This window comes from Aquibaculum arenosum (assembly GCF_029222965.1).
GTDB lineage: Bacteria > Pseudomonadota > Alphaproteobacteria > Kiloniellales > DSM-21159 > Aquibaculum > Aquibaculum arenosum.
The window spans coordinates 456,651-481,504 of sequence record NZ_JARHUD010000001.1 but is presented as its reverse complement, the minus strand read 5'-3'; the positions used below and the strand labels follow the sequence as shown (position 1 = coordinate 481,504).

Annotated in this window: 24 protein-coding genes, 1 tRNA gene and 1 riboswitch; of the genes, 17 read left to right on the top strand and 8 right to left on the bottom strand. The window is 65.0% G+C overall.

Going from position 1 to position 24,854, the window contains the following annotated elements; all coding sequences use genetic code 11:
- The first annotated feature begins 40 nt into the window (after positions 1 to 40).
- Positions 41 to 1,675, top strand: a complete 1,635-nt coding sequence (locus P2G67_RS02225) for a peptide chain release factor 3 (RefSeq protein WP_275819583.1) — start codon at positions 41 to 43, stop codon at positions 1,673 to 1,675.
- A gap of 46 nt (positions 1,676 to 1,721) precedes the next feature.
- On the top strand, positions 1,722 to 2,402 hold the full coding sequence (locus P2G67_RS02220; RefSeq protein ID WP_275819581.1) for a class I SAM-dependent methyltransferase: 681 nt from the start codon (positions 1,722 to 1,724) through the stop codon (positions 2,400 to 2,402).
- Between the two features lie 85 nt (positions 2,403 to 2,487).
- Here P2G67_RS02220 and P2G67_RS02215 read toward each other — a convergent pair whose 3' ends face one another.
- Positions 2,488 to 2,994: an Hsp20/alpha crystallin family protein gene (locus tag P2G67_RS02215; protein ID WP_275819579.1), complete on the bottom strand. Its 507-nt coding sequence runs from the start codon at positions 2,992 to 2,994 to the stop codon at positions 2,488 to 2,490.
- Positions 2,995 to 3,193: 199 nt separating this feature from the next.
- Here P2G67_RS02215 and P2G67_RS02210 point away from each other — a divergent pair, with 199 nt between their 5' ends.
- On the top strand, positions 3,194 to 3,694 hold the full coding sequence (locus tag P2G67_RS02210) for a DUF6505 family protein (protein WP_275819577.1): 501 nt from the start codon (positions 3,194 to 3,196) through the stop codon (positions 3,692 to 3,694).
- On the opposite strand, the gene P2G67_RS02205 is transcribed toward P2G67_RS02210, so the two are convergent.
- Together P2G67_RS02205 and P2G67_RS02200 are read right to left on the bottom strand one after the other, a co-directional pair.
- Positions 3,691 to 4,761, bottom strand: coding sequence for an agmatine deiminase family protein (locus tag P2G67_RS02205; protein ID WP_275819575.1), 1,071 nt, complete (start codon positions 4,759 to 4,761; stop codon positions 3,691 to 3,693). The genes P2G67_RS02210 and P2G67_RS02205 overlap by 4 nt on opposite strands.
- A 162-nt stretch (positions 4,762 to 4,923) precedes the next feature.
- Positions 4,924 to 5,217: a hypothetical protein gene (locus tag P2G67_RS02200; protein ID WP_275819574.1), complete on the bottom strand. Its 294-nt coding sequence runs from the start codon at positions 5,215 to 5,217 to the stop codon at positions 4,924 to 4,926.
- A gap of 138 nt (positions 5,218 to 5,355) precedes the next feature.
- Between P2G67_RS02200 and P2G67_RS02195 the strand changes: the two genes are divergently transcribed.
- The 7 genes from P2G67_RS02195 (at position 5,356) to brnA (ending at position 11,824) form a co-directional block, all read left to right on the top strand.
- Positions 5,356 to 5,446 (top strand) — tRNA-Ser (locus P2G67_RS02195).
- A gap of 501 nt (positions 5,447 to 5,947) precedes the next feature.
- Positions 5,948 to 6,466, top strand: a complete 519-nt coding sequence (locus tag P2G67_RS02190) for a putative pterin-binding protein (RefSeq protein ID WP_275819572.1) — start codon at positions 5,948 to 5,950, stop codon at positions 6,464 to 6,466.
- Positions 6,463 to 7,851 (top strand): sensor histidine kinase, encoded by a 1,389-nt coding sequence (locus P2G67_RS02185; RefSeq protein WP_275819570.1) that lies wholly within the window; start codon positions 6,463 to 6,465, stop codon positions 7,849 to 7,851. The genes P2G67_RS02190 and P2G67_RS02185 overlap by 4 nt, the downstream gene beginning before the upstream one ends.
- Positions 7,848 to 8,840 (top strand): response regulator, encoded by a 993-nt coding sequence (locus tag P2G67_RS02180; RefSeq protein ID WP_275819568.1) that lies wholly within the window; start codon positions 7,848 to 7,850, stop codon positions 8,838 to 8,840. The genes P2G67_RS02185 and P2G67_RS02180 overlap by 4 nt, the downstream gene beginning before the upstream one ends.
- Positions 8,841 to 8,991: 151 nt before the next feature.
- Positions 8,992 to 9,960, top strand: a complete 969-nt coding sequence (locus P2G67_RS02175) for a hypothetical protein (protein WP_275819566.1) — start codon at positions 8,992 to 8,994, stop codon at positions 9,958 to 9,960.
- On the top strand, positions 9,960 to 11,573 hold the full coding sequence (locus P2G67_RS02170; protein WP_275819564.1) for a DUF2259 domain-containing protein: 1,614 nt from the start codon (positions 9,960 to 9,962) through the stop codon (positions 11,571 to 11,573). The genes P2G67_RS02175 and P2G67_RS02170 overlap by 1 nt, the downstream gene beginning before the upstream one ends.
- 44 nt (positions 11,574 to 11,617) lie before the next feature.
- On the top strand, positions 11,618 to 11,824 hold the full coding sequence (gene brnA / locus P2G67_RS16450) for a type II toxin-antitoxin system BrnA family antitoxin (RefSeq protein ID WP_275819853.1): 207 nt from the start codon (positions 11,618 to 11,620) through the stop codon (positions 11,822 to 11,824).
- A gap of 232 nt (positions 11,825 to 12,056) precedes the next feature.
- Here brnA and P2G67_RS02160 read toward each other — a convergent pair whose 3' ends face one another.
- From P2G67_RS02160 to P2G67_RS02145, 4 genes are all read right to left on the bottom strand, one after another.
- Positions 12,057 to 12,776 carry an aldolase gene (locus tag P2G67_RS02160; protein WP_275819562.1) on the bottom strand — a complete coding sequence of 240 codons (720 nt, stop codon included), beginning with the start codon at positions 12,774 to 12,776 and terminating at the stop codon, positions 12,057 to 12,059.
- 118 nt (positions 12,777 to 12,894) lie between these two features.
- Complete coding sequence (locus P2G67_RS02155; RefSeq protein ID WP_322099627.1) at positions 12,895 to 13,692, bottom strand: undecaprenyl-diphosphate phosphatase; 798 nt, start codon at positions 13,690 to 13,692, stop codon at positions 12,895 to 12,897.
- A 152-nt stretch (positions 13,693 to 13,844) separates the two neighbouring features.
- Positions 13,845 to 14,417, bottom strand: a complete 573-nt coding sequence (locus tag P2G67_RS02150) for an OmpA family protein (protein ID WP_275819558.1) — start codon at positions 14,415 to 14,417, stop codon at positions 13,845 to 13,847.
- Positions 14,418 to 14,866: 449 nt separating this feature from the next.
- The gene (locus P2G67_RS02145) at positions 14,867 to 16,219 is read right to left on the bottom strand and encodes a LysM peptidoglycan-binding domain-containing protein (protein WP_275819556.1); all 1,353 of its coding nucleotides are present in this window, start codon (positions 16,217 to 16,219) and stop codon (positions 14,867 to 14,869) included.
- 223 nt (positions 16,220 to 16,442) lie between these two features.
- Here P2G67_RS02145 and P2G67_RS02140 point away from each other — a divergent pair, with 223 nt between their 5' ends.
- The 4 genes from P2G67_RS02140 (at position 16,443) to P2G67_RS02125 (ending at position 19,415) form a co-directional block, all read left to right on the top strand.
- Positions 16,443 to 17,027 (top strand): LOG family protein, encoded by a 585-nt coding sequence (locus P2G67_RS02140; RefSeq protein ID WP_275819554.1) that lies wholly within the window; start codon positions 16,443 to 16,445, stop codon positions 17,025 to 17,027.
- Positions 17,028 to 17,134: 107 nt separating this feature from the next.
- Complete coding sequence (locus P2G67_RS02135; protein WP_275819552.1) at positions 17,135 to 18,349, top strand: NADP-dependent isocitrate dehydrogenase; 1,215 nt, start codon at positions 17,135 to 17,137, stop codon at positions 18,347 to 18,349.
- 4 nt (positions 18,350 to 18,353) lie between these two features.
- Positions 18,354 to 18,908, top strand: a complete 555-nt coding sequence (locus P2G67_RS02130) for a peptidylprolyl isomerase (protein WP_275819550.1) — start codon at positions 18,354 to 18,356, stop codon at positions 18,906 to 18,908.
- A gap of 21 nt (positions 18,909 to 18,929) precedes the next feature.
- On the top strand, positions 18,930 to 19,415 hold the full coding sequence (locus P2G67_RS02125; protein WP_275819548.1) for a peptidylprolyl isomerase: 486 nt from the start codon (positions 18,930 to 18,932) through the stop codon (positions 19,413 to 19,415).
- 26 nt (positions 19,416 to 19,441) lie between these two features.
- On the opposite strand, the gene P2G67_RS02120 is transcribed toward P2G67_RS02125, so the two are convergent.
- Positions 19,442 to 20,155, bottom strand: a complete 714-nt coding sequence (locus tag P2G67_RS02120) for a tellurite resistance TerB family protein (RefSeq protein WP_275819546.1) — start codon at positions 20,153 to 20,155, stop codon at positions 19,442 to 19,444.
- A gap of 134 nt (positions 20,156 to 20,289) precedes the next feature.
- Positions 20,290 to 20,399: riboswitch (TPP riboswitch) on the top strand.
- On the opposite strand from P2G67_RS02120, the gene P2G67_RS02115 reads away from it, so the two are divergent.
- The 3 genes from P2G67_RS02115 (at position 20,394) to P2G67_RS02105 (ending at position 24,854) form a co-directional block, all read left to right on the top strand.
- Complete coding sequence (locus P2G67_RS02115) at positions 20,394 to 21,152, top strand: ABC transporter ATP-binding protein (RefSeq protein WP_275819544.1); 759 nt, start codon at positions 20,394 to 20,396, stop codon at positions 21,150 to 21,152. (Overlaps the previous riboswitch by 6 nt.)
- Before the next feature lie 3 nt (positions 21,153 to 21,155).
- Positions 21,156 to 21,908, top strand: a complete 753-nt coding sequence (locus P2G67_RS02110; protein WP_275819542.1) for an ABC transporter permease — start codon at positions 21,156 to 21,158, stop codon at positions 21,906 to 21,908.
- A 120-nt stretch (positions 21,909 to 22,028) separates the two neighbouring features.
- Complete coding sequence (locus P2G67_RS02105) at positions 22,029 to 24,854, top strand: monovalent cation/H+ antiporter subunit A (RefSeq protein ID WP_275819540.1); 2,826 nt, start codon at positions 22,029 to 22,031, stop codon at positions 24,852 to 24,854.

The following is a 24,854-nucleotide window of genomic DNA, read 5'->3' as shown; positions in this document are numbered from 1 at the left end:
GCGCTACATCCTGTGCAACAGCAAACAGGATTGAAGCCTCATGAGCACGGCATTGGATCGTGCCGCCGGATCGACGGGTGCAGCGGAGCTGCCGCCGCCGGTGGCGCGGCGGCGCACCTTCGCGATCATCTCCCACCCTGACGCGGGCAAGACCACACTCACCGAGAAGCTGCTGCTTTTCGGCGGCGCCATTCAGCTCGCCGGTGCAGTGAAGGCGCGCGGCGACCAGCGCCGGGCGCATTCCGACTGGATGAAGGTGGAGCGCGAGCGCGGCATCTCCGTCGCCACCTCGGTCATGACCTTTGACTATGGCGACTGCACCTTCAACCTGCTCGACACCCCAGGCCACGAGGACTTCTCCGAAGACACCTACCGCACGCTCACCGCGGTGGACTCGGCCGTGATGGTGATCGACGCCGCCAAGGGCATCGAAGCGCAGACCCGCAAGCTCTTCGAGGTCTGCCGACTGCGCGACGTGCCGATCATCACCTTCATCAACAAGATGGACCGCGAGGCCCAGGACTCCTTCGAGCTCCTGCAGGAGATCGAGGAGACCTTGGCGCTGGAAGTCACCCCGGCCTCCTGGCCCATCGGCATGGGCCGGCAGTTCCGCGGCTGCTACGACCTGCTGCGCGACCGGCTGATCCTGCTGGAGCGCTCCAAGGGCGAGCGGCCCGACGAGGGCGAGGCCTGCGACGGCCTGGAAGATCCCAAGCTCGACGCCCTGCTGCCCGACCACGCCGTGGCGCAGCTGCGCGAAGAGGTTGAGATGGCCCGCGGCCTCTGCCCCTCCTTCGAGTTCGATCGCTACCGCGAGGGCACGCAGACCCCTGTCTATTTCGGCTCGGCCATCAACAACTTCGGTGTGCGCGAACTGCTGGATGGCATCGCCGCTTTCGCGCCGCCGCCGCGCCCGCAGCCGGCAGCCGAACGCGAGGTGGCCGCGTCGGACAAAAAGGTGGCTGGCTTCGTCTTCAAGATCCAAGCCAACATGGATCCGAAGCATCGCGACCGCATCGCCTTCGTGCGGCTTGCCTCCGGCCACTTCAAGCGCGGCATGAAGCTGAAGCAGGTGCGCACCGGAAAGCAGTTGGCGATCCACAATCCGGTGCTCTTCCTGGCCCGCGACCGTGAGCTGGCCGAAGAGGCCTGGGCCGGCGATGTCATCGGCATCCCGAACCACGGCGTCCTGCATTTGGGCGACACCCTGACCGAGGGTGAGGAACTGCACTTCCGCGGCCTGCCGGCCTTCGCGCCGGAACTGCTGCAGAAGGTGCGCCCCATCGACCCCCTGAAGGCCAAGCACCTGGGCCGCGCGCTCGAGCAGCTGGCCCAGGAGGGGGCGGCTCGAGTTTTCAAGCCAATGATCGGCGCCGACTGGATCGTCGGCGTGGTCGGCGGCCTGCAGTTCGACGTGCTGGCCGACCGCATCCGCACCGAGTACGACGTACCGGTGATCTTCGAGGCGACGCAGTACTACACCGCCCGCTGGGTCGAGGCCGACGAACCGGCCAAGCTCAAGGCCTTCATCGATCGCAATAAGGCCAATCTGGCCGAGGATCACGAAGGCTTCCCTGTCTTTATGGCGCGCAACGCCTGGCATCTGCAGGATGGTCAGGACGGCGCACCGGACGTACGCTTCCTGGCAACACGCGAGCCGGTGACTGCAGCCTGAGTGCACAGGACCCGATCGCACAGCGGCTCGAACGAAAGGACCTGCCATGTCATCGCAGATCAACATCACCGATGAGATCACCGACTACCTGCTCTCGGTTTCCCTGCGGGAAGATCCGGTGCTGCGTGACCTGCGGGAGGAGACAGTGGCGGCGCTTAGCAGCCGTTCGGGCATGCAGATCAGCCCGCACCAAGGCCAGTTCATGCGCCTGCTGGCCGGTCTTATGGGGGTGCGCCGCGGCATCGAGGTCGGCACCTTCACCGGCTATTCGGCACTCTGCACAGCCCAGGCGCTGCCTGCGGACGGGCGCCTTGTCTGCTGCGACCTCAGCGAGGAGTGGACCGGCATCGCCCGACGCTATTGGGAGCGCGCCGGCGTGGCCCAGAAGATCGAGCTTCGCCTGGGGCCGGCCGGCGATACCCTGGATGCGCTTTTGAAGGAAGGCGGGGCCGGCGCCTACGACTGGCTGTTCCTCGACGCGGATAAGACGGGTTACGATGGCTATTACGAGCAGGGCCTGAGGCTGCTGCGTCCCGGCGGGCTCATCTTGGTGGACAATGTGCTGTGGAATGGCGCGGTACTACGCCCTGCCGATGAGTTGGACGCCAAGCAGGAGGCCGACACCTTGGCGCTGCAAGCCTTCAACGAGAAGCTCCACGGCGACGAGCGGGTGGAGATATCTCTCTTGCCTCTGGGCGACGGTTTGACCCTGGCGCGCAAGCGCTGACGCCGGCCTCCGGCCAAATGCGGCCTTGAGGCCTGCGCGCTTGGCGCAGACCTCAGGGCATAGGTAAAGCCGCTGCGGCGGAGGCTCAGGAGCCGATGGGAATGCGCTTGGCCTTGCGCACGGCGTCCGGCTTGCGACCGACGCGGATGGTCAGGACTCCCTTGTCATAGTGGGCCTTGACCTGCTCCTCATCGATGTCTTCCGGCAAGGCGATGCTGCGCTCGAAGCTGCCGTATTGCCGTTCGGATACACGGGTCCGGCCCTCCTCACGTTCGCTTTCGCTCTTCTTCTCACCGCGGATGGACAAGATGCCCTGGTCGAGCGTGATCTCGACATCCTTCTCGTCGACGCCCGGCAGTTCTGCGGTGACCACCAGTTCCTTGTCCTCTTCGACGAGGTCGATGCTGGGCACCTGTAGGTCCAACCCACCGCCAAAGCGCGTGTCCCAGAAGCTTCCGGGACGCGCAACGCCCCCGGACAGGAAATCATCAAACAGCCGGTCCATCTGTTCACGAAGACTGGTCAGGGGGTGACCCGGCAAGGCACTGCGCTGCAATGCCGGGGACTTCGATTGCTCACTCTGTTTTGTCATAGGGTTCACTCCTGCACATGGTGGAAGAGAGGAGATTTGCGCAGCCATGCTGGCGCTGTTCCCTGCGTTGCGCTTTGCGCTGGATCAAAGCAAAGGGCGGCAAATTGAGATGAGGCTGGTCAGTCTGGCGCGCGCATATTCCTTCGATCGGAAACCACCTGTTTCTGATCTTGCACCGCCGGTCTATTGTGAAGGCACCATGCTGAAGCTTCCCCGCACCCTGCGCCTCGACCAGAGCGATCTGCGCATCTTCCCCCGGGCCGCCGAGCCTGGAGAATGGGCCGTGCCGGGAACCTTCGCCTTCCTGGAACGCAATCCGGCCGTCTATGAGGGCAAGGATCGGCTGGCCTTCTCCAGCGGTTGGCTGGGATGCGGGTCATTCGGACGCTCAACGCTGGTGGAAGTGGCCGAGGTGGCCGAAGCCGACTACTTCGCTGCCGTCGAACGCCTGGCCCGCCACTTCGTCGAGCACTATGGCGCGCCCGATCTTGGTGCAGCCTTGCCGGCCGCGCGCGAGGAGATCGACCATGCCGCTTCTCTCGCCCAGGACCACAAGATCGGCACCCTGCTGGCCATGGAGCGGCATCTGGACGACGCCTACCACATCCGCGAGCGCTATCGCGTCATTCTGCCAAGCCGCAGCGAAGAGCACACGCGCATCTGGACCCTGGTGGAAGACGAGTCGGACGAGGAACCTTAGGCCCGATCGTCAGGGCTTGCCTCACCCGTAGCGGTTTCATCCGGCGCGGCAGGCGGTGCCGGTTGCTGCTGGGTGATGCAGTGAATGCCGCCGCCGCCACGCAGGATGTCGAGCACCGGCACCTGCACCACGCGGCGGCCGGGGAAGAGCTCAACCACGGTATCAAAGGCCTTGTCGTCCGCCGCATCGTCGAACCCGGGCAGGATGACACCCCCATTGGCCACATAGAAGTTGGCGTAGGAGAGCGACAGGCGACCGCCCTGCCCGTCCTCGACCGCCTTGGGCAGCGGCAGCGGCACCAGCGTGAGTTCTCGGCCCACCGCATCGGTCGTGCTCCGCAGCACCTCCAGATTGGCTTGAAGTGCCTCCCAGTTGGGGTCCTCCCGATCCTCGGTGACCACGGCCGCCACGACCCCGGGGCTGGTGAAACAGGCGACATTGTCCACATGCCCGTCCGTCTCATCGGCGTGCAAGCCGCCCGGCAGCCAGATCAGCTTGCTGCATCCGGTGTAGGCGAGCAGGAGCGCCTCGATCTCGTCACGGCTCTTGCCGGGGTTACGGTTGTCGTTCACCAGGGAGGATTCCACGGCCAGCAGCGTGCCCTCCCCGTCCACGTGCAGGGCACCGCCCTCGGTCACCAAAGGCGCCGGATAGCGCTTGGCCCCCACATAGTCGATGACCTGCCGCGCCAGGGCCGCGTCACGATCATAGGGGCGATAGCGCTGCCCCCACGCATTGAACACCCAGTCCACGGCCGCAAGCGCCCCATCCGGCCCGAGCAGGAAAGTCGGGCCACTGTCGCGCATCCAGGAATCGTCCATCTCCATGGGCATGCAGGCAACGCCGCTGCCGCAGCGCACGGAGGCGTCGGTCAGGCAGTCGGGCTCCGCCAGCATGGTCACCGGCTCGAACTCCGCGATCGCCTTGGCCACGGCGGCATAGCCGTCCCGCGCGGCCTCCAGGCCATCACCCCAGAGGCTCTCCCGGCAAGGCCAGGCCATCCAGCAGCGGGCGTGCGGCGCCCACTCGGCCGGCATACGAAAGCCATCGTCACGTGGTGTTCGCATCCTGGGGCAACCCCGCCATTGTTTCGGAGAAATCGACTCTAGACCGGATCGCGGTAAATCTGAACCACAAGGTTTCAGATCTCATGGGCGAGTCCGGACCAGCTTCAAAGGAGCAACGCCCAGGCACCCGAGCCCGAAAGAATCCCGGCATCGCCACCGAACTCAGCGCCGGCGCCCCATGGCGAAGAAGAAAACCGCCAGGATGGCGAAGACCGGCACTGCGCCCCAATTCAACACGGTCAGCAGCAGTGGATCCCAGAGCCAGGGCAGCAGGTGTCGCTCGATACCCGCCTGAGTCAAACTGAGGCTGGCCGGGTCGATGCTGTACCAGAACAGGCCGATTGGCCGGAAGCGGAAGTCAGCCTGGGTGCTGTGCCAAGTCCAGAGTTCCAGCGCCAACAGCAGCACGGTCACCGCCAAAAAGACGTAACCCAAAATTTCGCTAACGACCCGCATTCTTGCCTTCCCTGCCCGCTTTCCCTGGAGGCTAACGGCCCGAAAGGCGCGGCCCAAGTGTTTCTTCCTCCTCCGGGAGGAAAAGCGCTAAGAGGTCGTTGCATCCCCCCCTGCATCTGGCTAACTTCCGGCCCCGCGGGTGAGGTGGCCGAGTGGTTGAAGGCGCACGCCTGGAACGCGTGTAAGGGTTAACAGCCCTTCGTGGGTTCGAATCCCACCCTCACCGCCATCGCGTTCCCTGTTCATTCCCGAGACATCGGCAACGGTTTGGGCTCTTCCCCACTATGGGGATGGGCATTCATCAGACCCGATTGATAACGCCGTTCCAGCCGCAGAGGGCAAGGACCCTCATGCGCAACATCCGGACCATTCAGGTCGAGCAAGGGCCGTAGCGTTTGGTAAAGCCGCCCAGGCCGCTGCCGGGCGCCCGCGCCACCGTAGCGCGACTCGGGTTTGGCCTCTGCCCAATGCGCCATCGCGAAGCGGCCTCCAGCGACAAAGCCCGCCAATTTTCTACAAGAGGGAGAGCTGGATCCTCCCATACAATCTCCGGATCCGCTTTCTCCACGCTAATACGATGCAAGCCGCTTCGCCCCCCTTCGTTCGGAGAGAAAACTTGTGTAAACCCTGATTGCGGGGTGGGGACTCTGGCTTGTCGTGCTCTGGTAGCAAGTGCTGTGGCAAATGCGCGGCAAAAACTGGACACAAGCTGCGGAAGCAGGAGAAACGGATGACCCGCGATGACCCGGACAGCAGTCACTGCAATGCGGTAGCGCTGTGGGGCGTTCTATTAATCCTCATGAGCGCCTGGGCCTGTTTCTCGGCGCCACTCGCGCGTGCGGATACAATTATTCTAACCGTCAAGGGCTCCATTGAGCAGGAAGCGGCAGAGTTCACCCGTGCGGAACTTGAAGCACTGGAGCAGGTCGAGCTGGAAACCGGCACCAGCGTCACCCATGGGCAGCAGACCTTTCGCGGCTTTCTGCTCCGGGACCTTCTGGAGCGCCTCGGTGCCGAGGGGGAAGAGATCGTCGCCCGGGCGCTCAACGACTACGAGATCGTCATCCCCATGTCCGATGTCCGGGACTACGATGTGATCGGCGCGCTCTCCATGGATGGGGAGCCGCTCAGTCCCCGAGACAAGGGGCCCATCTGGGTCGTCTACCCACGCGACCAGCATGAGGAGCTGGAGGACATCCGCTTCGACATGCGCTGGGTCTGGCAACTGCACGAACTCGAGGTCCGATGATTGCACGCCTGCGAGCGCTCCTGCCGCAGCGGCGGTCGATCCTCGTCGCCTATGGGTCGCTCATCCCGCTCATTCTGGTCAGTTTCGGTCTGTTGATTTTTGCGCTGACCCAGACCTCGAGCCTGGAGCGGGACATGCGCATCTCCGCCACGGAGAACATGCTCTGGGTGGTCAGCCAGACCCAGATGGAGGTGCTGCTGCTGGCCAATGCCGCCGCGGACCTTGAAGGCACCAGCGCCACGACGGTCGAGCACCGCTATGACATGGCGATTTCGCGCCTCAATCTCCTGCTCCAGGGGCCGCAGCAGCGCTACCTGCAGGAGATCGGGCGTGCCGGCGACGTCCGCTCCTTGCACGCCCGCCTGCTGGAGCAGGACCCCTTGCAGAAGGGCACCGGCCCGGCGGCGCGCGCCGCGCTCTTCCAGGAAGCCATGGCGCTCCAACCGGAGATCAACCGCTTGGCAGGCGAGGTCATGACCCAGGAGTGGAGTACTGCTGCCGCGCGTCTTGACGACTACCGGCGCATACAGCGCACGGTCATCCTGGCCGTGGTGGGCGCGCTGCTGGGCACGGCGTTGATGTCATGGGCGCTGATGCGCAACCAGCGCCGCCTGCACGCGGGAGAGTTGGCCAGGCTGCGGGCGAGCCGCCTGCAGTCTCTACTGGAACGCGAACGGCAGACCAGTGCCTGGTATCGCGATTTCGCGGCCATGATCTCACATCAGGTTCGCACGCCGCTGGCAGTGATCGACAGTGCAATGCAACGGCTGGTGCGCAAGGGGGAGGGCATCACCGCCACTGATGTCGCGGAGCGCCAGACCATTGTGCGCAATGCGGTCGAACGGGTCACTCGTCTCGTGGACACCGCGCTGTTGACAGGACGACTCGACAACCGGCAGATCGAACCCCAACCCGCGGTCCAGGCGCTGGGCCCGCTGGTAGAGCAAACCCTGGACGAAGCGCGGCAGGCCCATCCTAATCGTCACATCGAATTGTCGGCAGCCAATCCGGAGGCACGGGCACATTGCGACCCCGCCCTTGTCGGCCACAGCCTGGGCAATCTGCTCTCCAACGCGCTGAAGTACAGCGCCGAGGACACGCCGGTGGAACTGCGCCTCTTCACCCAAGGGAATTACGTAGCCCTGGCTGTGGCCGATCGGGGTCCAGGGATCCCACCTGCCGAGCTGGAGCGGATATTTGAGCGCTTCTATCGCGCGGAGAATGCAACAAGCCAACCGGGTAGCGGCCTGGGACTGGCACTCGCCCGAGACCTCGCCCGGCTGCAAGGCGGAGATGTAACTGTGGAAAGTTGGCCCGGTAGCGGGTCGCTTTTTACCCTCTGGCTGCCACGGGCAGGCACCTCAGAAATCAGGAGCAAGCGATGACGCAGTCCGGAAGCGAGAACGCGCCCTTGATCCTTTGCTGCGAGGATGAGCCGCACCTGCGCGCCGACATAGCCGACGAACTGCGCGAGGCCGGCTATCGGGTGGTGGAAGCGGCGAGCGGACCGAACGCACTGGCGGCACTGCAGTCGCTGCATCCGGACCTGATTCTCTGCGATATCATGATGCCCGGCCTGGATGGATACTGCGTCCTGGAGCGGTTGCGGCACGATCATCCCCTCCTGGCCGACGTGCCCTTCGTGTTCCTCACCGCTCTCTCGCCGAGCGATGCGGTGGTCAAGGGCAAGCGCGCCGGCGCAGACGACTATCTGACCAAGCCGATCGATTATGACCTAATGCTGGCCACCATCGATGCCCGCCTGCGCCAGGTGCGCCGCTGGCGCGAAGGTCTGCCGGCTGCATCGCGCATCGGGCAGACCCTGCTTGAGCGGCTCAACATCGGCGTATTGGTTTTCGACCGCACCGGCTCACTCAGCTACGCCAATCCCGTTGCGGCCACGCTTCTGGAGGTGCCAGGCGCCAGCGGTGGCGCTCCGCGGCTCCCGGCGCCGCTGCCGCGAAGCGTGAAGGAGCTTTGCCAGGCAGCGCTCGCAGAGCAGGAGCGCTCGATATCGGTGCGGCTCGGCTGCGAGGATCACGACCAAGAGCTTATCACCGTGCTCTATTCTCGGCCGCTTGCGGGGGCCGCGGAAAGCGAACCGGCGGTGATCGCCTTCCTGACCAACCCGGCGCAGCGCCAGCCCCTCTCCCCGCAGTGTCTGGCCGAACTCTTCGAGCTCACGCCCAGCGAGACGCAGGTGGCGATCAAGCTTGCCGAGGGCAAGCGACCCGATGAGATCGCGGAAACCCTGGCGGTCTCGCCTACGACCGTTGCCTTCCACCTGCGCAATATCTTCAGCAAGACGGATACCAATCGACAGGCCGATCTCGTTGCCCTTCTGCTATCGCTGCCCCTGCGCCAGGCCGCCTGAAATCTGTCGGTACGGGCTCGCCCCCTGCGTTTGGACGGGGCGGCGATCAAGAGGTCTTGGTAGAGCGGTGCCTGCCGAATGGGCCAGGAGCCCATCCGACCGGGTTTGTCAGAGACAAAAGCCACAAGATCGAAAGCGGGGTTGAACGGGCATGTGGGACTTTTCATTCGGGCGCAGCGTCGGGCTGATGCTGCAAACCCTTCCATTCATACTGCTGCGCATGGCGGTCTACTTCGGCGCCGCGCTGGCCTATGTGCTGGTGACGGGCACCGGGGCTGGCCTGGGCTGGGGCATCGGGGCGCTGGGCGATGAAGGCTTTCGCGCCACTGCGACCTTCGGCGGCGGCTTCATCGGCTTTCTCATCGTGCTGGGCGTCATGTACTGGCTGCGCGAATACATTCTCTACTTGGTGAAAGCCGGTCATATCGCCGTGCTGGTCGAGCTGATCGACCGTCGCCCCATGCCGGAGGGACGCAGCCAGATCGGCCACGCCCAGGCGATGGTGCGTGAACGCTTCGCCGAAGCCAGTGTCCTCTTTGCCGTGGATCAGCTGGTCAAGGGTGTGCTGCGTGCCATCACCGGCCTCGTCCGCGGCATCTTCACCATCCTGCCCATTCCCGGGGTAAAGCAGCTGATCTCGATCCTGCACGCCTTCCTGCGCGTGGCCGTCGGCTTCATCGACGAAGTGATCCTGGCCTACGCGCTGCGCACCAGGGCCAGCGATCCCTGGGCGTCGGCACGCACCGCCCTGGTGCTCTATGGCCAGAACTACCGCCCGATGCTCAAGAATGCGGCATGGATCGCGGTCTTCGTCTACGGCCTCTCGATCATCCTCTTCTTCGCCATGCTGGCCCCGGCTGCCCTGGTGGCAAATTTCTTCCCCGGCGGTCTCTCTGCGCTTGGTGTGGTCCTGGCCGTCATCTTCGCCTGGTCGATCAAGGCGGCGGTGCTGGAGCCGCTGGCGGTTGCCTGCCTGCTGCAGGCCTACTTCCGCACCATCGAGGGGCAGTCGCCGGACCCGCAGTGGGAAAGCCGTCTCGAAGGAATGTCCGAGAAGTTCCGCCAGCTGAAGACCAAAGCGGCGGGTCCCACTGCTCAACCGCAGCCGTCGGAGGCATGATGGCAAAGCTCAAGTCCCTCGGCCTCCTCGGCCTACTGTGCTTCGCCCCACCGGCGCTCGCCGGCAGCTTCACGCACGATCATGTCATCGGCTTCTCCGAGGACGGCCGATACTTCGCGTTTGAGACCTATGGCCTGCAGCGCGGCTCCGGCCTGCCATACGCGAATCTCTTCGTGGTCGACCTCCCCCGCAATGCCTGGGTGGAAGGCACGCCCTATCGCGCGCGCATGGATGAGCGAAAGATGATGGAGGTCGAGGCTGCCCCCTACGCCGCTCTCGGCCAGGTGCGCGCCGATGCACTGCAAGCCGCCGCAGGGACACTGGAGCGATTGGCAATCGAGCGCCCGGCCACCCGTCTCTTCGCCCGCGGCCTTGGCGAGGTGCACGACGCCTCTGCCGAGGCGATCATATCCACGCCGCATCCCGACGACCCCACTCAGGCGCCACTGGCTTCCATGACACTCCTGCTGGACTCCGTCGCGCGCCCGGGCGGCGCTGACCACTGCTGGGAGCCGGACTCTCTGCGGGGCTACCAACTCAGCCTCGAGCATCCCGACGGACGGGGCGAGGTGATTCATGCCGATGAGCGCATTCCGGCCTCGCGCGGCTGTCCGCGAGCCTACATCCTCGATGCGGTGCTGTCCGCCGGCTATCCGCAGGAGGGCGATCTGGGAGTCGCGCTGATCTCGGTCTGGCGCGACGGCTTCGAGGGCCTGGAGCGGCATGTCATCGCCCAGCCCGTTCCGCTGCCCACTGCATCCAGCGACAACCGCTCCGCCGGTCAAGCCGACGAGCGGAGCGAAGTCGCCGGCAGCATGGAGGAGATCATCGAGGGCTGGCTGGCCGGCACGACACCTCGGGACGTGCCGGCGATGAGCCAGGCGCTGCAAGAAACTCTCCCAGCCAACCCGGACAGCGTCTTCTGGCCCGATGCGGAGCTTTCGCCCCTGGCACGCGCCGCGCTCCTCCTGGAGCAGGAAGAGCCCGCCCTACCCTTCACGCGCACCCAATTCCAGGTGGAGACTCGGCAACTCGCACCGGAAGGGGCCGGCGGTCCGAGCACCGTAACCCTGGTGCGCGCCGACCGCTTCAATGTCGGGCCGCAGCGCAGGGAGGACCTCATTGAGGAACTGGGCGCGGAGGTCGTGGCCCCTGCCGCAGAGTTCGGCGAAGGCCCCCATGTGGAGTGGCGCTTCGTCATGCGCCCGCTGCAGGGAATGCGTGCCGATCTGGTGGCCGCGGGCCGGCGGGAGGTCAGCGACGCCGACCAGCAGCACTGCGGCCTGCAGCCCTGCCACTCCAGCCTGCCGACCAGTCTCGCCCAGTCACAGGAGCCGGAGCTGCATGCGCTCCAAGAACTGCCCTTCGATCCACCGTATGACGCCGAACACCAGGGCCGACTGACTGCGCCCGCCGCCCTGGATTTGCTGGAACGTCTCGTCGGTGAGCAGGCGGCTGCCGCCCCGGAAGGCCTCTTTGTGGTGGAGCAGGATCTGGGCCAGGACAGCGGAATGGAGGCTCATTGGTTTGCCGAGCGGCACAGCGGACAGCCCGCCGCCCAAGTCCTCTCCCTGCCCGGGCCGGCGCTCTTCGTCACTCCAAGCTGGGAATAGCTTGTATCGAAAGGCAAGATCGATAGTAAACATTTGGTCGCCATCTGGACACCACGCGGAAACGCGGTGCTGGTGAAGACGTCAGCAATGCCGTGGACTGGTCCAAGGCGCGTCGTCGCAATGTTCAGCCCAAGCGCGTGAACGTGGATTTCCCGGCCTGGGTCGTGGACCGGCTGGACAAAGAGGCTCGCCACCTGGGCGTTACGCGACAATCATTGATCAAGCTATGGATTGCAGAAAAGCTTCAATAGCAGCATGCAGAGGGGCAGTGTGACCGACCGCGCGTTTGCGCTGCCCCCTCCCCCGGCTGAGGTCTATCTCTCGCAAAGCCGGGCTCAGCGCCCCTAGCTAGAGCAGATCGACTCAAGTCGGGTTCGCGAAGCGATCCGGTTTGAGTCGTGAATCTGCTCTACACCCTTGCTTCAGAGCGGATTCACGCATTTGTTCTGAACGCTGCGCGTTACAGATCAAACGCGATCCGCTCTAGTCGCGGAAATCGTCGCCGATCATCGCCTTCATGCCTTCGAAGTGCGGCATGTAGTGCGCCCCGCCCTTCTCGTATTCGCCCTTAGTCTTGCCGGCCATGTTGTCGCCCACAACATTCAGCGGGCGGCCGGTGGAGTAGGCCAGCACCTGCAGACGCGCCGCCTGCTCCAGGTAGTAGAGGGCATCGAAGGTCTCGGGGATGGACTCGCCCACCACGGTCACGCCGTGATTGGCCATGAAGAGGACCTTCTTGTCGCCCAACGCGCGGGCGATGCGATCGCCCTCCTCGCGATCCTCGGCAAGACCGTTGTAGTCCATGTCATAGGCCACATCGCCCCAGAAACGCAGCGACTGCTGGCTCAGCGGCAACAGCGTCGGGTCCTCCAACATCGCCAGCGCCGTGGTGTTGGGCATGTGCGTGTGCATGACACAGCGCGCGCGCGGATTGTTGGCGTGGATGCGACCGTGGATGGTGAAGGCCGTCAGCTCGGCCTCGGTCTTGCCCTCGATGGTCCGGCCTTCGGAATCGATGAGCAGGATGTCCGATGCCTTGACCCGGGACCAGTGAATGCCGTGCGGATTGAGCAGGAAGCGGTCGTCCATGCCGGGCAGAGCATAGCTGAAGTGGTTGCAGACGCCCTCGTTCAGTCCGTACCAGGCTGCCATGCGCAGCGACGCTGCCAGATCCTCCTTCGCCTTGGCAATGATCGCTTCCACCATACCCTCCTGCTAATGCAATGGCGTCAATAGGGCGGGCCCACGCCGGCCGCCGCTTTCGCGCAAATCTTAGCCACTCACCTGCTGTGGGGCAATGACGACCCAAGTGGCGGGCGCCTCAGAGATAGAGCCAACCCAGCAGCACCAGCCCCAGCGCCAGGCGGTAGACCACGAAGGGGGTGAAGCTGGCCTGCCGCAGCCAGGCCATCATCCCACCAATGGCCAGCCATGCCGCCACGAAAGCAAAGAAGGCCGCGAAGATGGCATCGCCCTGTAAGGCAAGGTCGTCGCTTTTCCACAGCTCGCGGCCCATGAGCAGGCCGGCGGCTGCGGTTGTGGGAATTGAAAGCAGGAGGGAAAAACGCGCCGCCTCCGCCCGCTGATAGCCAAGGAAGAGCGCCGCGGTGATGGTGATACCTGAACGGCTCGTGCCTGGTACCAGGGCCAGGCATTGTGCAAGCCCGATCAAGAGTGCATGGCGCCAGGGCATCCCTTCCATGACAGCCTGGCGTCGCCCCAGCCTGTCGGCCAGGTAGAGCACGAGACCGAAGCCGATCGTTGTTCCAGCGATCAGGGCGGGGTTACGAAACTCGCCGGAAACGAGGTCGCGCAAAGAAAAGCCCGCGACCACGACCGGCAGCGTTCCGATGACGACCAGCAACAGCAGACGTGCCCCGCTGTCGAGCCGACCGCGGGACAGCGACAGGCTCCCCTCCGCCATGCGCAGGGTCTCGCGCCAGAAATAGGTCATGACCGCTGCCAGCGTGCCCACATGCAGCGCCACATCGATCATCAGCCCCTGATCCGACCAACCGGTCAGCGCCGGCACCAGGATCAGGTGCGCGGAAGAAGAGATCGGCAGGAATTCTGTGATGCCCTGTACCAGGGCGAGGAAGAGAAGCTGCAGAAAGTCCATGGGGCGACCGGAGCAGGCGGGGAGCAGCGTGGAGACCGTGAAATCGAAGGTGTGGCTCACGGAAGGTCAGTGGCCACGGTCCGATGCATTGGCCCAGAAAAACGATGGGCCGGCACAAGGGCCGGCCCATCGGGTCAGGGATGATCCCGCAATTACTGCAAGATGATCTCGACGCGGCGGTTACGCTGCTCACGCACCTGCGGGCCGGTCGGAACGGCCGGCTCGGAGAAGCCGCGGCCGGCAACCGAGGTAGCATTAGCCGGAACGCCACGCTGCTCCAGCCAGTTCTGGACCGACTCGGCGCGACGCAGGGACAGACCCATGTTGTACTCGGCGCTACCGACGGTGTCGGTGTGACCAGTCAGAGCGAAGTTCTGATTACCAGCCTGGGCCGCTTCGAGCGCCTGGCGCAGCACCGGTTCGGCGTCGGCGCGGATGTTGGAGCGATCGAAGTCGAAGTACACGGTGTAGGTCTGCGGCGCGGCCGGGGCCGGAGCCGGGGCCGGAGCCGGGGCCTCAGCCACCGGGCAGGGATAGGACGACTGCTGCAGCACCAGATTGCCATTCAAGGAATGGATCGGGTTCTGCGGCGTGATGTTGGTGATCGGGTTGCACATTTCGTGGCCGTGCGAGTCGACCTGTGCGGCTGCAGGCGCAGCCTCAACAGCCATTGTCAGCGCAAAGGCCGAAGCCACTGCAAAGCAGGTCTTGCGGAGTGAAATCATTTCGAGAGGTCCCCCTAGGGTTGGTTTGGTTACTGCTCGCTCCTCGGGGCACGAGGAACCCCGTTCAGCAGGGTTACAGTGTTCGTTCCAAGACAACATTTAACACCGTATAACCAATGATTGGAAGCCAAACTTGGTCAACAAGCTGTGCAAAAGCGGCGACAAGTGCAGTAAACCCGTCACCTTCGAACCTCCCATTAACCAGCGTCCGGCGCCCAATCACTGCGCCGATTGCACCTCCCCGAAAGCGGGCCGCCACTCAAGCGGACACCCCGCGACCCGGGAATGGCTCTCCCTCGTCCACGGCGAACAGCGTGCACGAGGCTGTTTGCTGCCTACACCCGCTCTATGATGCACGCAAGAACAATAGCGGCATCCGTGACTTCATTCACACAGTGGTGATGCGTTCATGCAACAGATGGGCACGCAAGCGAGCAAAACCGCAGAGTTCAGCCATCTTGCGGCAAGAGGAAAATCTGTCCTGGGTAGATCAGATCAGGGTCGCGGATCTGATTCTGGTTGGCCTGGAAGATGAGTGTGTACTGCATCCCCTGGCCGTAGCTCCGTCGGGCGATGCGCCACAGGCTGTTACCGGGCTGGACCACCACGAAACGCTCGCCTGCGCCGGCGTCTGCAACGAAGTCGGAGCGCACGAAGGGGGTTTCCAGCCGGGCCAGCACCTTGCCTTCGGCATCAACCTGATCGAGACGCAGCTGATGCAGCCCCTCGGAGAGCTGGATCTCCGGGCGCGACAGCCAGCGTCCCTCTTCATTGCCGCTCACATCATCGACGAAGGCGTCGTCAATATAGACAAAGACGGTGCCCTCAGGCGTGACGCGTCCTGAGATCGTGACCCACCCCTCCGCGTCATAGCGAAGGGTTTCCAGGCTCAGATCACCCGTTTCCAGCCCTTCTTGTGGTCCCTGAAGAATGCGCGGCATCGCTTCGGGATCGGAGGGCAGCAGCACAGCCAGGGCCTCCGGCTGCTCCGCCTCGTCCAACACCGCATCGCCAGCCGTTTTCTCGACAGGGCCGGCGTCGCTCGCCGTGTCCCCGGTGGCGGGGCTGCGCGAGGGCACCGAGACGATGACCACATCATCGCCCAGGCGCTCCATGTCGGCCTCGCGCGCCACGAGCTGGAGTTCGTGATCGCCTTCCGGCAAGGTCTCCGGCGGGATCATCAGCCATTCGCCGCGGCTGTCGGCCTCGACGCTGTCGACCACCTCCGTGCCGCGACGCAGTTCCACCACTGTACCGGGGTTCGCCCGCCCAGCCGCCACCACGCTGCCGGCCCGATCGACCCGGACGATATCGAACTGCGGCCCGAGATCGGCTTCGACTTCCTCTCCCGTCACCTCAGTTCCCGCCATACCGGGCGCAACGTTCGCCGACTCTTCCGTCACAGAGGTCTCGGCTGGGCCCGCCTCGTCGGAGGTCGCATCTGCTGAAGCTTCGGGGGCTGCGGTCGGCCGTTCGTCCCTTTCGACCGGGGGCTCCTCTCGGTCAAAGGCCTCGCCTTCTTGCGTGGGACGCGCCTCTGCGACCTGCTCCTGCTCCGGCAGTGACTGGGCCGCGTCATCCTCACGGGGTTCGGCAACCTCTTCCTCTTCCCGGCGCGGCGGCTTCTCCTCGTCCGAGATGGGTGCCTCAGCGCCCTCGTCGCCCTGCAAGTCAGGCGTGGATGTTTCGGCCGGCGCCACATCGGTCGCCGGCGTCTGCCCATCGCGCGGCGGACCCAGATAGTAGTAAGCAAGGGCACCGGCTGCGAGCAGTGCCAGGATCGCCAGGACGACACGGTTCACGAAAGGCGACTCCAAGGGGCAGAAACGAGAAAAAGGTAAAGACCGCACGGAAGGTAGTACCTGAACTCGTCTGCGCGCAACGGCGGGAGTGACATAAAGGATGACGAGCACCAGGACCTGTCGCTCCATGCCGCAGGCTGGCTCTGGAAGACCTTGGGTCGGAGCGGTAGCGTGCACTCCTGCTCCACGTCCCTTTCAACGATCCCACAGCGGAACCATTGCCATGCCCCTGCCCGTCTCCATCTGTCTCTACTGCGGATCCAAGCCGGGCCAGGATCCCGCCTATGCAGAGGCCGCGCAGGCTCTGGGACGCTTTGTGGCAGAGGCAGGTATTCAACTGGTCTACGGCGGCGGGCGCGTGGGCTTGATGGGCGCGGCAGCCGATGCCTGTCTGGAGGCCGGCGGCGAGGTGGTCGGCATCATCCCCGACTTCCTGATGCGCCACGAGGTCGGCCATCGCGGCCTGACCCGCCTGGAAGTGGTCAGCAGCATGCACGAGCGCAAAATGCGCATGGCGGAACTGGCCGAGGCTTTCTGTATCCTGCCCGGCGGCCTCGGCACGCTGGAGGAGCTCTTCGAGGTCCTGACCTGGCGCCAGCTCGGCCTGCACGACAAGCCCATCGTGGTCCTCGACATCCAGGGCTACTGGCAGCCGCTGTCCCACCTGCTCCAGGCCCAGCTCGCGGGCGGCTTCCTGCGCGAAGTTGATTTGGAGCTCTTGCGCTTCGTTCCAGGCGTGGAAGAGATGGCCGAGGCTTTACGCGCTCGCCCCGCGGCCCGGGCCGACATCACCGGGAAGTGGGCCTGACCGGCCGGAGCGAGTCTTGCCCGCTCCCGCAAGCCTGTTATTGTGCGCCCGCCGCGCGCCCTCGAGGCTGCGCGATCCTTCTGATGAACGCGGAAACGAGAGAGGCCATGGCAAAGATCAAGGTTGCAAACCCGGTCGTCGAACTCGACGGCGACGAGATGACGCGGATCATCTGGGACTTCATCAAGCAAAAGCTGATCCTGCCCTACCTCGACATCGACCTGAAGTACTACGACCTCTCGGTGCAGGAGCGTGACCGCACCGACGACCAGATCACCGTGGACGCTGCCAATGCCATCAAGGAACATGGCGTCGGCGTTAAGTGCGCCACCATCACCCCAGACGAGGCGCGCGTCGAAGAGTTCGATCTCAAGAAGATGTGGCGTTCGCCCAACGGCACCATCCGCAACATCCTGGGTGGCACCGTCTTCCGCGAGCCGATCATCATGGAGAACGTGCCGCGCCTGGTGCCGGGCTGGACCCAGCCGATCATCATCGGCCGTCACGCCTTCGGCGATCAGTACCGCGCCACCGACTTCAAGGTGCCCGGCCCCGGCAAGCTGACCATGACCTTTCAGCCGGCCGACGGCGGCGAAGCCACCGTCTACGAAGTCCACGACTTCCCCGATTCCGGCGTCGCCATGGGCATGTACAACCACGACGAATCGATCCGTGGTTTCGCGCGCGCCTGCTTCAACTATGGCCTGCAGCGCGGCTATCCTGTCTACATGTCGACCAAAAACACGATCCTCAAGGCCTATGACGGCCGCTTCAAGGACCTGTTCCAGGAGGTCTTCGACGCCGAGTTCAAGAAGGAGTTCGACGCAAAGGGCCTCACCTACGAGCATCGCCTGATCGACGACATGGTTGCGGCGGCGTTGAAGTGGTCCGGCGGCTTTGTCTGGGCCTGCAAGAACTATGACGGCGACGTGCAGTCCGACATCGTGGCCCAGGGCTTCGGCTCGCTCGGCCTCATGACCTCCGTGCTGATGACCCCCGACGGCAAGACCATCGAGGCCGAAGCGGCTCACGGCACCGTGACGCGCCACTACCGCCTGCACCAGCAGGGCAAGGAGACCTCGACCAACCCGATCGCCTCGATCTTTGCCTGGACCCGCGGCCTCTTCTACCGCGGCACCTTCGACAACACGCCGGAGGTGGTGCGCTTCGCCCAGACCCTGGAGAAGGTCTGCATCGATACGGTCGAAAGCGGTCACATGACCAAGGATCTGGCGCTGCTGATCAGCCCCGATCAGACATGGCTGACCACCAACCAGTTCCTCGACAAGCTGGACGAGAACCTGCAGAAGGCGATGAGCTGAGGTCATGCGCCGCCTGCTCACCGCCGCTGCCGCGGCCATCTTCCTCCTCGGCTCGGGCGCGCCCCGGGCCGAGGCGGAGCCCGACCCCGAGAACGTGCTCGTCATGGAACTCGCCCACGGCACCGTGGAAATCGAGATGCTGCCGGAGCTCGCCCCGCAACATGTGGAGCGCATCCGCACCCTGACGCGCGACGGCTTCTACGACGGGATCGTCTTCCATCGCGTGATCGACGGCTTCATGGCCCAGACCGGTGATCCCACGGGCACCGGCATGGGCGGCTCGGACCTGCCCGACTTGGAAGCCGAGTTTTCCCGCCGCCACTTCCAGCGCGGCATTCTCGGCATGGCCCGGGCACAGGATCCCGACAGTGCAAACAGTCAGTTCTTCATCATGCTGGCCAGCGCCCCCAACCTGAACGGGCAGTACACCGCCTGGGGTCAGGTGCTCTCTGGCATGGAGGCCGTGGACGCGATCAAGAAGGGTGATCGGGCCAACAACGGCATGGTCGACGAACCCGACCGCATTGAGCGCATGCGCGTGCTTGCTGACATCGACTGATTTGTAAGGGAGTTAGGCGACATGGCGACTGCGCCCGAAGACACACTGGTGATGGAGTTGCCCTCCGGGCGCGTCATCATCGCTCTGCGCCCCGACCTGGCGCCCAACCACGTGGCACGGGTCAAGGAGCTGGTGCGTGACGGCTTCTACGACGGCCTGGCCTTCCATCGGGTCATCGACGGCTTCATGGCCCAGACCGGCTGTCCCCAGGGCACCGGCACCGGCGGCAGCGGGCGGAAGCTGAAGGCCGAATTCTCTAACACGCCCTTCAAGCGCGGCACCATCGGGGCTGCGCGAACCCAGGACCCCAACAGCGCGGACAGCCAATGGTTCATCTGCTTCGGCGATGCCTCCTGGCTGAATGGCCAGTACACGGTCTGGGGCGAGGTCGTGGAAGGCATGGAGGCGGTCGACGGCCTGAGCAAGGCGCCGGCAAGCGACCCATCCGGTAGCGTGCCGAAGCCTGACAAGATCGTTTCCATCAAGGTCCAGGCCGACGCGGCCTGATACCTTCCCGGGGGTCTGAGTGAGGCTCAGGCGCGCGCCTGAGCCTCCACCTCCGCGTCCAGGTGCTGCACCAGTTCTCCCGGCAAATCGAGTCTGGCGGAGAGTTCGCGCAGGAAACGCTGCTCCTGCGGATCGTCGGGATCGATGGTCATGCGCGCCGCGAGATAGATCTCGGCGGCCTGCTCCGGCCCCTGCGCCGCCCGCGCCAGCTCGGCGACATCCTGCTCCTTGCGCAGCTCATCGAACATCCAGGCCTTGGTTTCGTTGTCGAACCCCTGGCGATCGACATGATCGAAGAGCTTCTTCTGCTCCTCGGCATCCACATGCCCGTCCGCCTTGGCGGCGGCGATCATCGTCCGCACCAGGGTTAGCGGGAATGGCAGGCCGTCTGCGGCAGCGCTGTTCTCCGCATCGAAGGCGCTGTCCTTGGGCGGCAACAGCGGCTCCGTCGGCGTGTCGGCAGCACCGGGCGCCTTGCCTTGTTGATAGTTCTGCCAGGCGCGGAAAGCCAAAGCGCCGACCGCCGCGGCGCCGCCATAGGTCAACGCCTTGCCGCCGATCTTGCGGGCGCCCTTGGAACTGACGAGCAGGGCCAGCAAGCCGCCGGCGGCCGCACCGCCCAAGGCACCGGACATGCCACCGGACATGCCGCCACCCAGGGCGCTTTGTGCCTTCTCACCTAGGCCGCTCGCACCCCCCGATCCCATGAACTGGTCGAGGAGGGACTTGGCGTTGATCATCGATGGCTCCTTGTTCGTGAGTGTGCTCGCGAGAGATCGTAACGCTGCAGGCCCATTCCAAGTCCCCGACTGCAATCTCTTGTGCCGACCGCCTTTCCTCTGGAACCCGTCTCGAGAGCGCGGCATAGTCTCTGCCGATGCACCGGGGGAGCCGCTATAGGCGCGGCTGAGAGGCGACGACAGGTCGCGACCCCCTGAACCTGCCGGGATAATGCCCGCGAAGGGAGCGTGGCCGACCTTGTCTTCCGTAGGATTCGATACGCCGGATGCCGCCCCCGGCATCAGGTTGAGCGGTGCCCGCTTGCACTACGAGGGCGTGGCGCTTTTCGACAACCTCTCGCTAAACCTGCCGGCCGGACGCACGAGCTGTCTCCTGGGCCCCTCCGGCGTGGGGAAATCCAGCCTCCTCGCCCTGCTTGCGGGGCTGAACGCCGCCGCCGAAGGCAAGATTGAGGCCAGCGACGGCGCCGCCCTACAGGGACGGGTCGCCTGGATGGCGCAGCAGGACCTGCTGCTCCCCTGGCTGAACGTCCAGGATAACGTCACGCTCGGCGACCGCCTGCGCCGGCAGCCCCCAAAGCACGCACGCCGCCTGCATCTCCTGGAACAGGTTGGCCTTGCCGAGCGCGCAGACAGTGTGCCGGCTGCGCTGTCCGGTGGCATGCGTCAGCGCGTCGCCCTGGCTCGCACCCTCTACGAGAACCAGCCCGTCATCTTTATGGACGAGCCCTTTGCGGCGCTGGACGCTGTCACCCGCCTGGAACTCCAGGACCTCGCCGGTGGCCTGCTTGCCGGGCGCACGGTGCTGCTGGTCACCCACGATCCGCTGGAAGCCCTGCGCCTGGGCCATCACCTGCTGGTGCTCACGGGGCGACCAGCCCGGATAAGCGAGGCCTTCGCGCCGCCGGGCATGCCGCCGCGCGCGCCAGACGACCCCAGCCTTCTGGCGCTGCAGGCGCGCCTCCTTGCCGCCCTTCGCCGCAAAGAAGGGGCATAAGCCATGGGGTTGCTGCGCGCCGCGACGGTGACACTCGGGCTGCTGCTGCTCTGGCAGGCGCTGGTCTGGGTGACGGCCGTCCCGCCCTTCATCCTGCCCAGCCCGCAGGCCGTTGGCGCAACACTTGTGCAGCGTTGGCCCCTCTTACTGGGGCATGCCAGCGTCACCGCCGCGGAGATTCTCCTGGGCCTGCTGCTTGGCGTGCTGCTTGGGACCATAGCTGCCCTGCTGTTGGCTTCGGCGACTGTCCTGCGCCGCTGGCTCCTGCCGCTGCTGGTGGCTAGTCAGGCGATCCCCGTCTTCGCCCTGGCGCCGCTGCTCGTGCTCTGGTTGGGCTATGGCATGGCCAGCAAGGTGGCCATGGCGACATTGATCATCTTCTTTCCCGTGACGGCCGCCTTCTATGACGGGCTGAGGCGCACCGATCCGGGCTGGCTCGCGCTGGCCCAGACCATGGGGGGCACCCGTTATGCCATCCTGCGCCACATCGCGATTCCCGCCGCCCTGCCCGCCTTCACCTCGGGCCTGCGCGTCGCCACGGCCGTCGCCCCCATCGGCGCCGTGGTGGGTGAGTGGGTGGGCTCTAGCGCGGGCCTGGGCCACTTGATGCTCAACGCCAATGCACGCATGCAAACCGACCTGATGTTCGCCGCCCTGCTGGTCCTCACCGCCATGGCGCTGCTGCTCTACTACGCAGTCGACTTTCTCGGCCGGCGGCTCCTGCCCTGGCTGCCCGAGTCACAGCCGCGCTCCTAACCTTCACAAAAAACCGACACGGGCATGTCCGGGTTTTCTTGACCCGGAAGGCGCGGTCCCTAATCTTGCGCCAACCTTCCGGGGGGTTCCGGAACCGTCAGGCCAACGCTAGGGAGAGCCATGAGTCTCGTCCTGATCGCCCTGCTACCGTTCATCGGGGCCATTCTGCCCGCGCTCATGATTCGCGCCGGCCGGAACGCCTGCGCGCTGACCGCAGGTTCCGTAACGCTGACTTCCCTCATCCTGCTGTTGAGCTACGCTCCGGCGGTTTTCGGGGGCGAGGTGATCCAGGCGCGATTCGAATGGCTGCCGGGCTTGGGTCTCAATGCCAATTTCTTTCTGGACGGCCTCGGCTTCTTTTTCGCGCTGCTGATCCTCGGCATTGGTCTGCTGATCATCGTTTACGCGCGCTTCTACCTCAGCAAGCAGGACCCAATGGGCCTGTTTTATGTCTATCTGTTGCTCTTCCAGGGCGCGATGGTGGGCATCACGCTGTCCGACAACATCCTGCTGCTGCTGATCTTCTGGGAGTTGACCAGCCTCTCGTCCTTCCTGCTGATCGGCTACTGGAAGCACCTGCCGGAGGGCCGCCAGGGCGCGCGCATGGCACTGATGGTCACCGGGTCGGGCGGCATGGCAATGATCGCCGGCATGCTGATCCTGGGCAACATCGCCGGTTCCTACGACCTCACGGTCATCCTGCAGTCCGGCGAGGCGATCAAGGCGTCTCCGCTCTACCTGCCAGCCCTGCTGCTGATCCTTGGCGGCGCCTTTACCAAGTCGGCGCAGTTCCCCTTTCACTTCTGGCTGCCGCACGCCATGGCCGCCCCCACCCCGGTCAGCGCCTATCTGCACAGCGCCACCATGGTGAAGGCCGGCGTCTTCCTGATGGCGCGGATGTGGCCGGCCCTGGCGGGCACGCCGGAGTGGTTCTACATCGTCGCGACCGCCGGCCTGGTGACCATGATCGTCGGCGCCTGGATCTCCATCTTCAAGGACGACCTGAAGGGCCTGCTTGCCTTTTCCACAGTCAGCCAGCTCGGCCTGATGACCATGCTGCTGGGCTTCGGCACGCCCATGGCAGCACTCGCGGCCGTATTCCACATCCTCAATCACGCGACTTTCAAGGCGGCGCTCTTCATGACCGCGGGCATCGTCGACCACGAGGTTGGGACCCGTGACGCCAAGCGCCTGGGTGGCCTCGTTACCCTGATGCCGATCACAGCGACCATCGCCATGATTGCCGCCGCTTCCTCGGCAGGCTTGCCGCTGTTCAACGGTTTCCTCTCGAAAGAGATGATGCTCTACGAGGCAAGCCACACTTACTACCTGGGGCAAGAGTGGATCCTGCCGGTTCTAGCCACGGTCGGCGCGGTCTTTTCGGTCGCCTATTCAGCGCGCTACGCCATCCACGTGTTCTTGGGCAAGGAGCGGCACGACTACCCGAGCCACCCCCACGACCCGCCGTTTGGCATGTGGGCGCCGGCCGGTCTGCTGGTGGTGCTGGTGGTGGCCATAGGCCTGCTGCCGCAGGCCATCGCGGGTCCGTTGGTCCAGGTGGCTTCCAATGCGGTCACAAACGGCACCGCGCCGGTCGTCGATATCAAGATCTGGCACGGTGTAAACGCTGCCCTGATCATGAGCATGATCGCGCTTGCCCTTGGTCTGCTCTTGCTGTGGCGCTACGGCACCTTCGTTGCCCTGCGCCAGCGCTTCCCGCGCCCTGAAGCCAAGGACATCTTCGACCGTCTGGTGGACCGGACGGCAGCGGCTGCGACCTTCGTCACCGATGGCCTGCAGAACGGTTCGCTGCAGCGCTACCTCGCCACCATGGTGGCGACGATGATCCTGGTCGGAGCCGCCGGCTTCTTCGGCGGCAGCCACGGTGCCGGCACGCGCGCCACGCTGCCGATTTCGCCCCTCGGCCTGATCGGCTGGCTGCTGCTCGTCGCCGCCTGTCTGACGCTCGTCTTCTTCCACCATCGTCGCCTGCTGACGTTGATCCTGGTGGGCGTTATCGGCCTCATCGTCTCACTCGGTTTCTTCTACTTTGCTGCCCCTGACCTGGCGCTGACGCAGATCTCCGTGGAGGTGGTGACGGTGATCTTGCTGCTGCTCGCGCTCAACTTCCTGCCGAAGCAGACGCCGGTAGCAGAATTTGCGCCACGGCGCTGGCGCGATGCGGTGCTGGCCGGCCTCGCCGGTCTCGGCGTCGCCGGGCTGACTTTGGCCATCACCACGCGCGACTTCTTTGCGGGCAGCATCTCGGAATTCCACCTCGCCAACTCTTACCCCGGCGGCGGCGGGACCAACGTGGTGAACGTGATCCTGGTGGATTTCCGCGGCTTCGACACCTACGGCGAAATCATCGTGCTCGGCATCGCTGCACTGGCGATCTTCGCCCTACTGGAAAGCAGTCTGCACGGAAAAGCCAGCAAGCGCCTCGCCAACTGGGTGCCGGAGACGGCTCGAGCCTTTGACTCTCACCCGCTGTTGTTGGTGGTGGCCTCCCGCGCGCTGCTGCCGTTCGCGCTCCTGGTCGGCATCTTCATCTTCCTGCGCGGTCACAACGAACCGGGCGGTGGCTTCATCGCCGGTCTCGTCGTCTCGATCGCGCTGATCATTCAGTACATGGCCAGCGGCTTCCAATGGGCGCACGCCCGGGTGCGGGTCGACTACCACGCGGTGATCGGGTTGGGCGTGCTGGTTGCCGGCCTGACCGGCGTTGCCGCCTGGATCGCCGAGCGGCCCTTCCTGACCAGCGACTTCACCTATGTGTCCCTGCCGGTGGTCGGTACCTTCGAGGTTGCCACGGCGATGGCCTTTGACGTGGGTGTGTTCCTCACGGTCGTGGGCGCGGTGATGCTGGCGCTGGCCAATCTTTCGCGGATCGGGAGACTCGCCGAAACAGGTGGCGGCTCTCACCCGATCGCCTCGCAACACTAG

What these genes read in the sequence shown, in the direction of transcription:
- P2G67_RS02200 (WP_275819574.1), bottom strand. Translation starts at nt 5,217, where the DNA reads ATGCGGGTCGTTAGCGAAATTTTGGGTTACGTCTTTTTGGCGGTGACC.
- P2G67_RS02215 (WP_275819579.1), bottom strand. Translation starts at nt 2,994, where the DNA reads ATGACAAAACAGAGTGAGCAATCGAAGTCCCCGGCATTGCAGCGCAGT.
- P2G67_RS02205 (WP_275819575.1), bottom strand. Translation starts at nt 4,761, where the DNA reads ATGCGAACACCACGTGACGATGGCTTTCGTATGCCGGCCGAGTGGGCG.
- P2G67_RS02105 (WP_275819540.1), top strand. Translation starts at nt 22,029, where the DNA reads ATGAGTCTCGTCCTGATCGCCCTGCTACCGTTCATCGGGGCCATTCTG.
- P2G67_RS02180 (WP_275819568.1), top strand. Translation starts at nt 7,848, where the DNA reads ATGACGCAGTCCGGAAGCGAGAACGCGCCCTTGATCCTTTGCTGCGAG.
- P2G67_RS02150 (WP_275819558.1), bottom strand. Translation starts at nt 14,417, where the DNA reads ATGATTTCACTCCGCAAGACCTGCTTTGCAGTGGCTTCGGCCTTTGCG.
- P2G67_RS02130 (WP_275819550.1), top strand. Translation starts at nt 18,354, where the DNA reads ATGCGCCGCCTGCTCACCGCCGCTGCCGCGGCCATCTTCCTCCTCGGC.
- P2G67_RS02220 (WP_275819581.1), top strand. Translation starts at nt 1,722, where the DNA reads ATGTCATCGCAGATCAACATCACCGATGAGATCACCGACTACCTGCTC.
- P2G67_RS02140 (WP_275819554.1), top strand. Translation starts at nt 16,443, where the DNA reads ATGCCCCTGCCCGTCTCCATCTGTCTCTACTGCGGATCCAAGCCGGGC.
- P2G67_RS02135 (WP_275819552.1), top strand. Translation starts at nt 17,135, where the DNA reads ATGGCAAAGATCAAGGTTGCAAACCCGGTCGTCGAACTCGACGGCGAC.
- P2G67_RS02170 (WP_275819564.1), top strand. Translation starts at nt 9,960, where the DNA reads ATGGCAAAGCTCAAGTCCCTCGGCCTCCTCGGCCTACTGTGCTTCGCC.
- P2G67_RS02175 (WP_275819566.1), top strand. Translation starts at nt 8,992, where the DNA reads ATGTGGGACTTTTCATTCGGGCGCAGCGTCGGGCTGATGCTGCAAACC.
- P2G67_RS02185 (WP_275819570.1), top strand. Translation starts at nt 6,463, where the DNA reads ATGATTGCACGCCTGCGAGCGCTCCTGCCGCAGCGGCGGTCGATCCTC.
- P2G67_RS02190 (WP_275819572.1), top strand. Translation starts at nt 5,948, where the DNA reads ATGACCCGCGATGACCCGGACAGCAGTCACTGCAATGCGGTAGCGCTG.
- P2G67_RS02120 (WP_275819546.1), bottom strand. Translation starts at nt 20,155, where the DNA reads ATGATCAACGCCAAGTCCCTCCTCGACCAGTTCATGGGATCGGGGGGT.
- P2G67_RS02225 (WP_275819583.1), top strand. Translation starts at nt 41, where the DNA reads ATGAGCACGGCATTGGATCGTGCCGCCGGATCGACGGGTGCAGCGGAG.
- P2G67_RS02155 (WP_322099627.1), bottom strand. Translation starts at nt 13,692, where the DNA reads ATGGACTTTCTGCAGCTTCTCTTCCTCGCCCTGGTACAGGGCATCACA.
- P2G67_RS02110 (WP_275819542.1), top strand. Translation starts at nt 21,156, where the DNA reads ATGGGGTTGCTGCGCGCCGCGACGGTGACACTCGGGCTGCTGCTGCTC.
- P2G67_RS02125 (WP_275819548.1), top strand. Translation starts at nt 18,930, where the DNA reads ATGGCGACTGCGCCCGAAGACACACTGGTGATGGAGTTGCCCTCCGGG.
- P2G67_RS02210 (WP_275819577.1), top strand. Translation starts at nt 3,194, where the DNA reads ATGCTGAAGCTTCCCCGCACCCTGCGCCTCGACCAGAGCGATCTGCGC.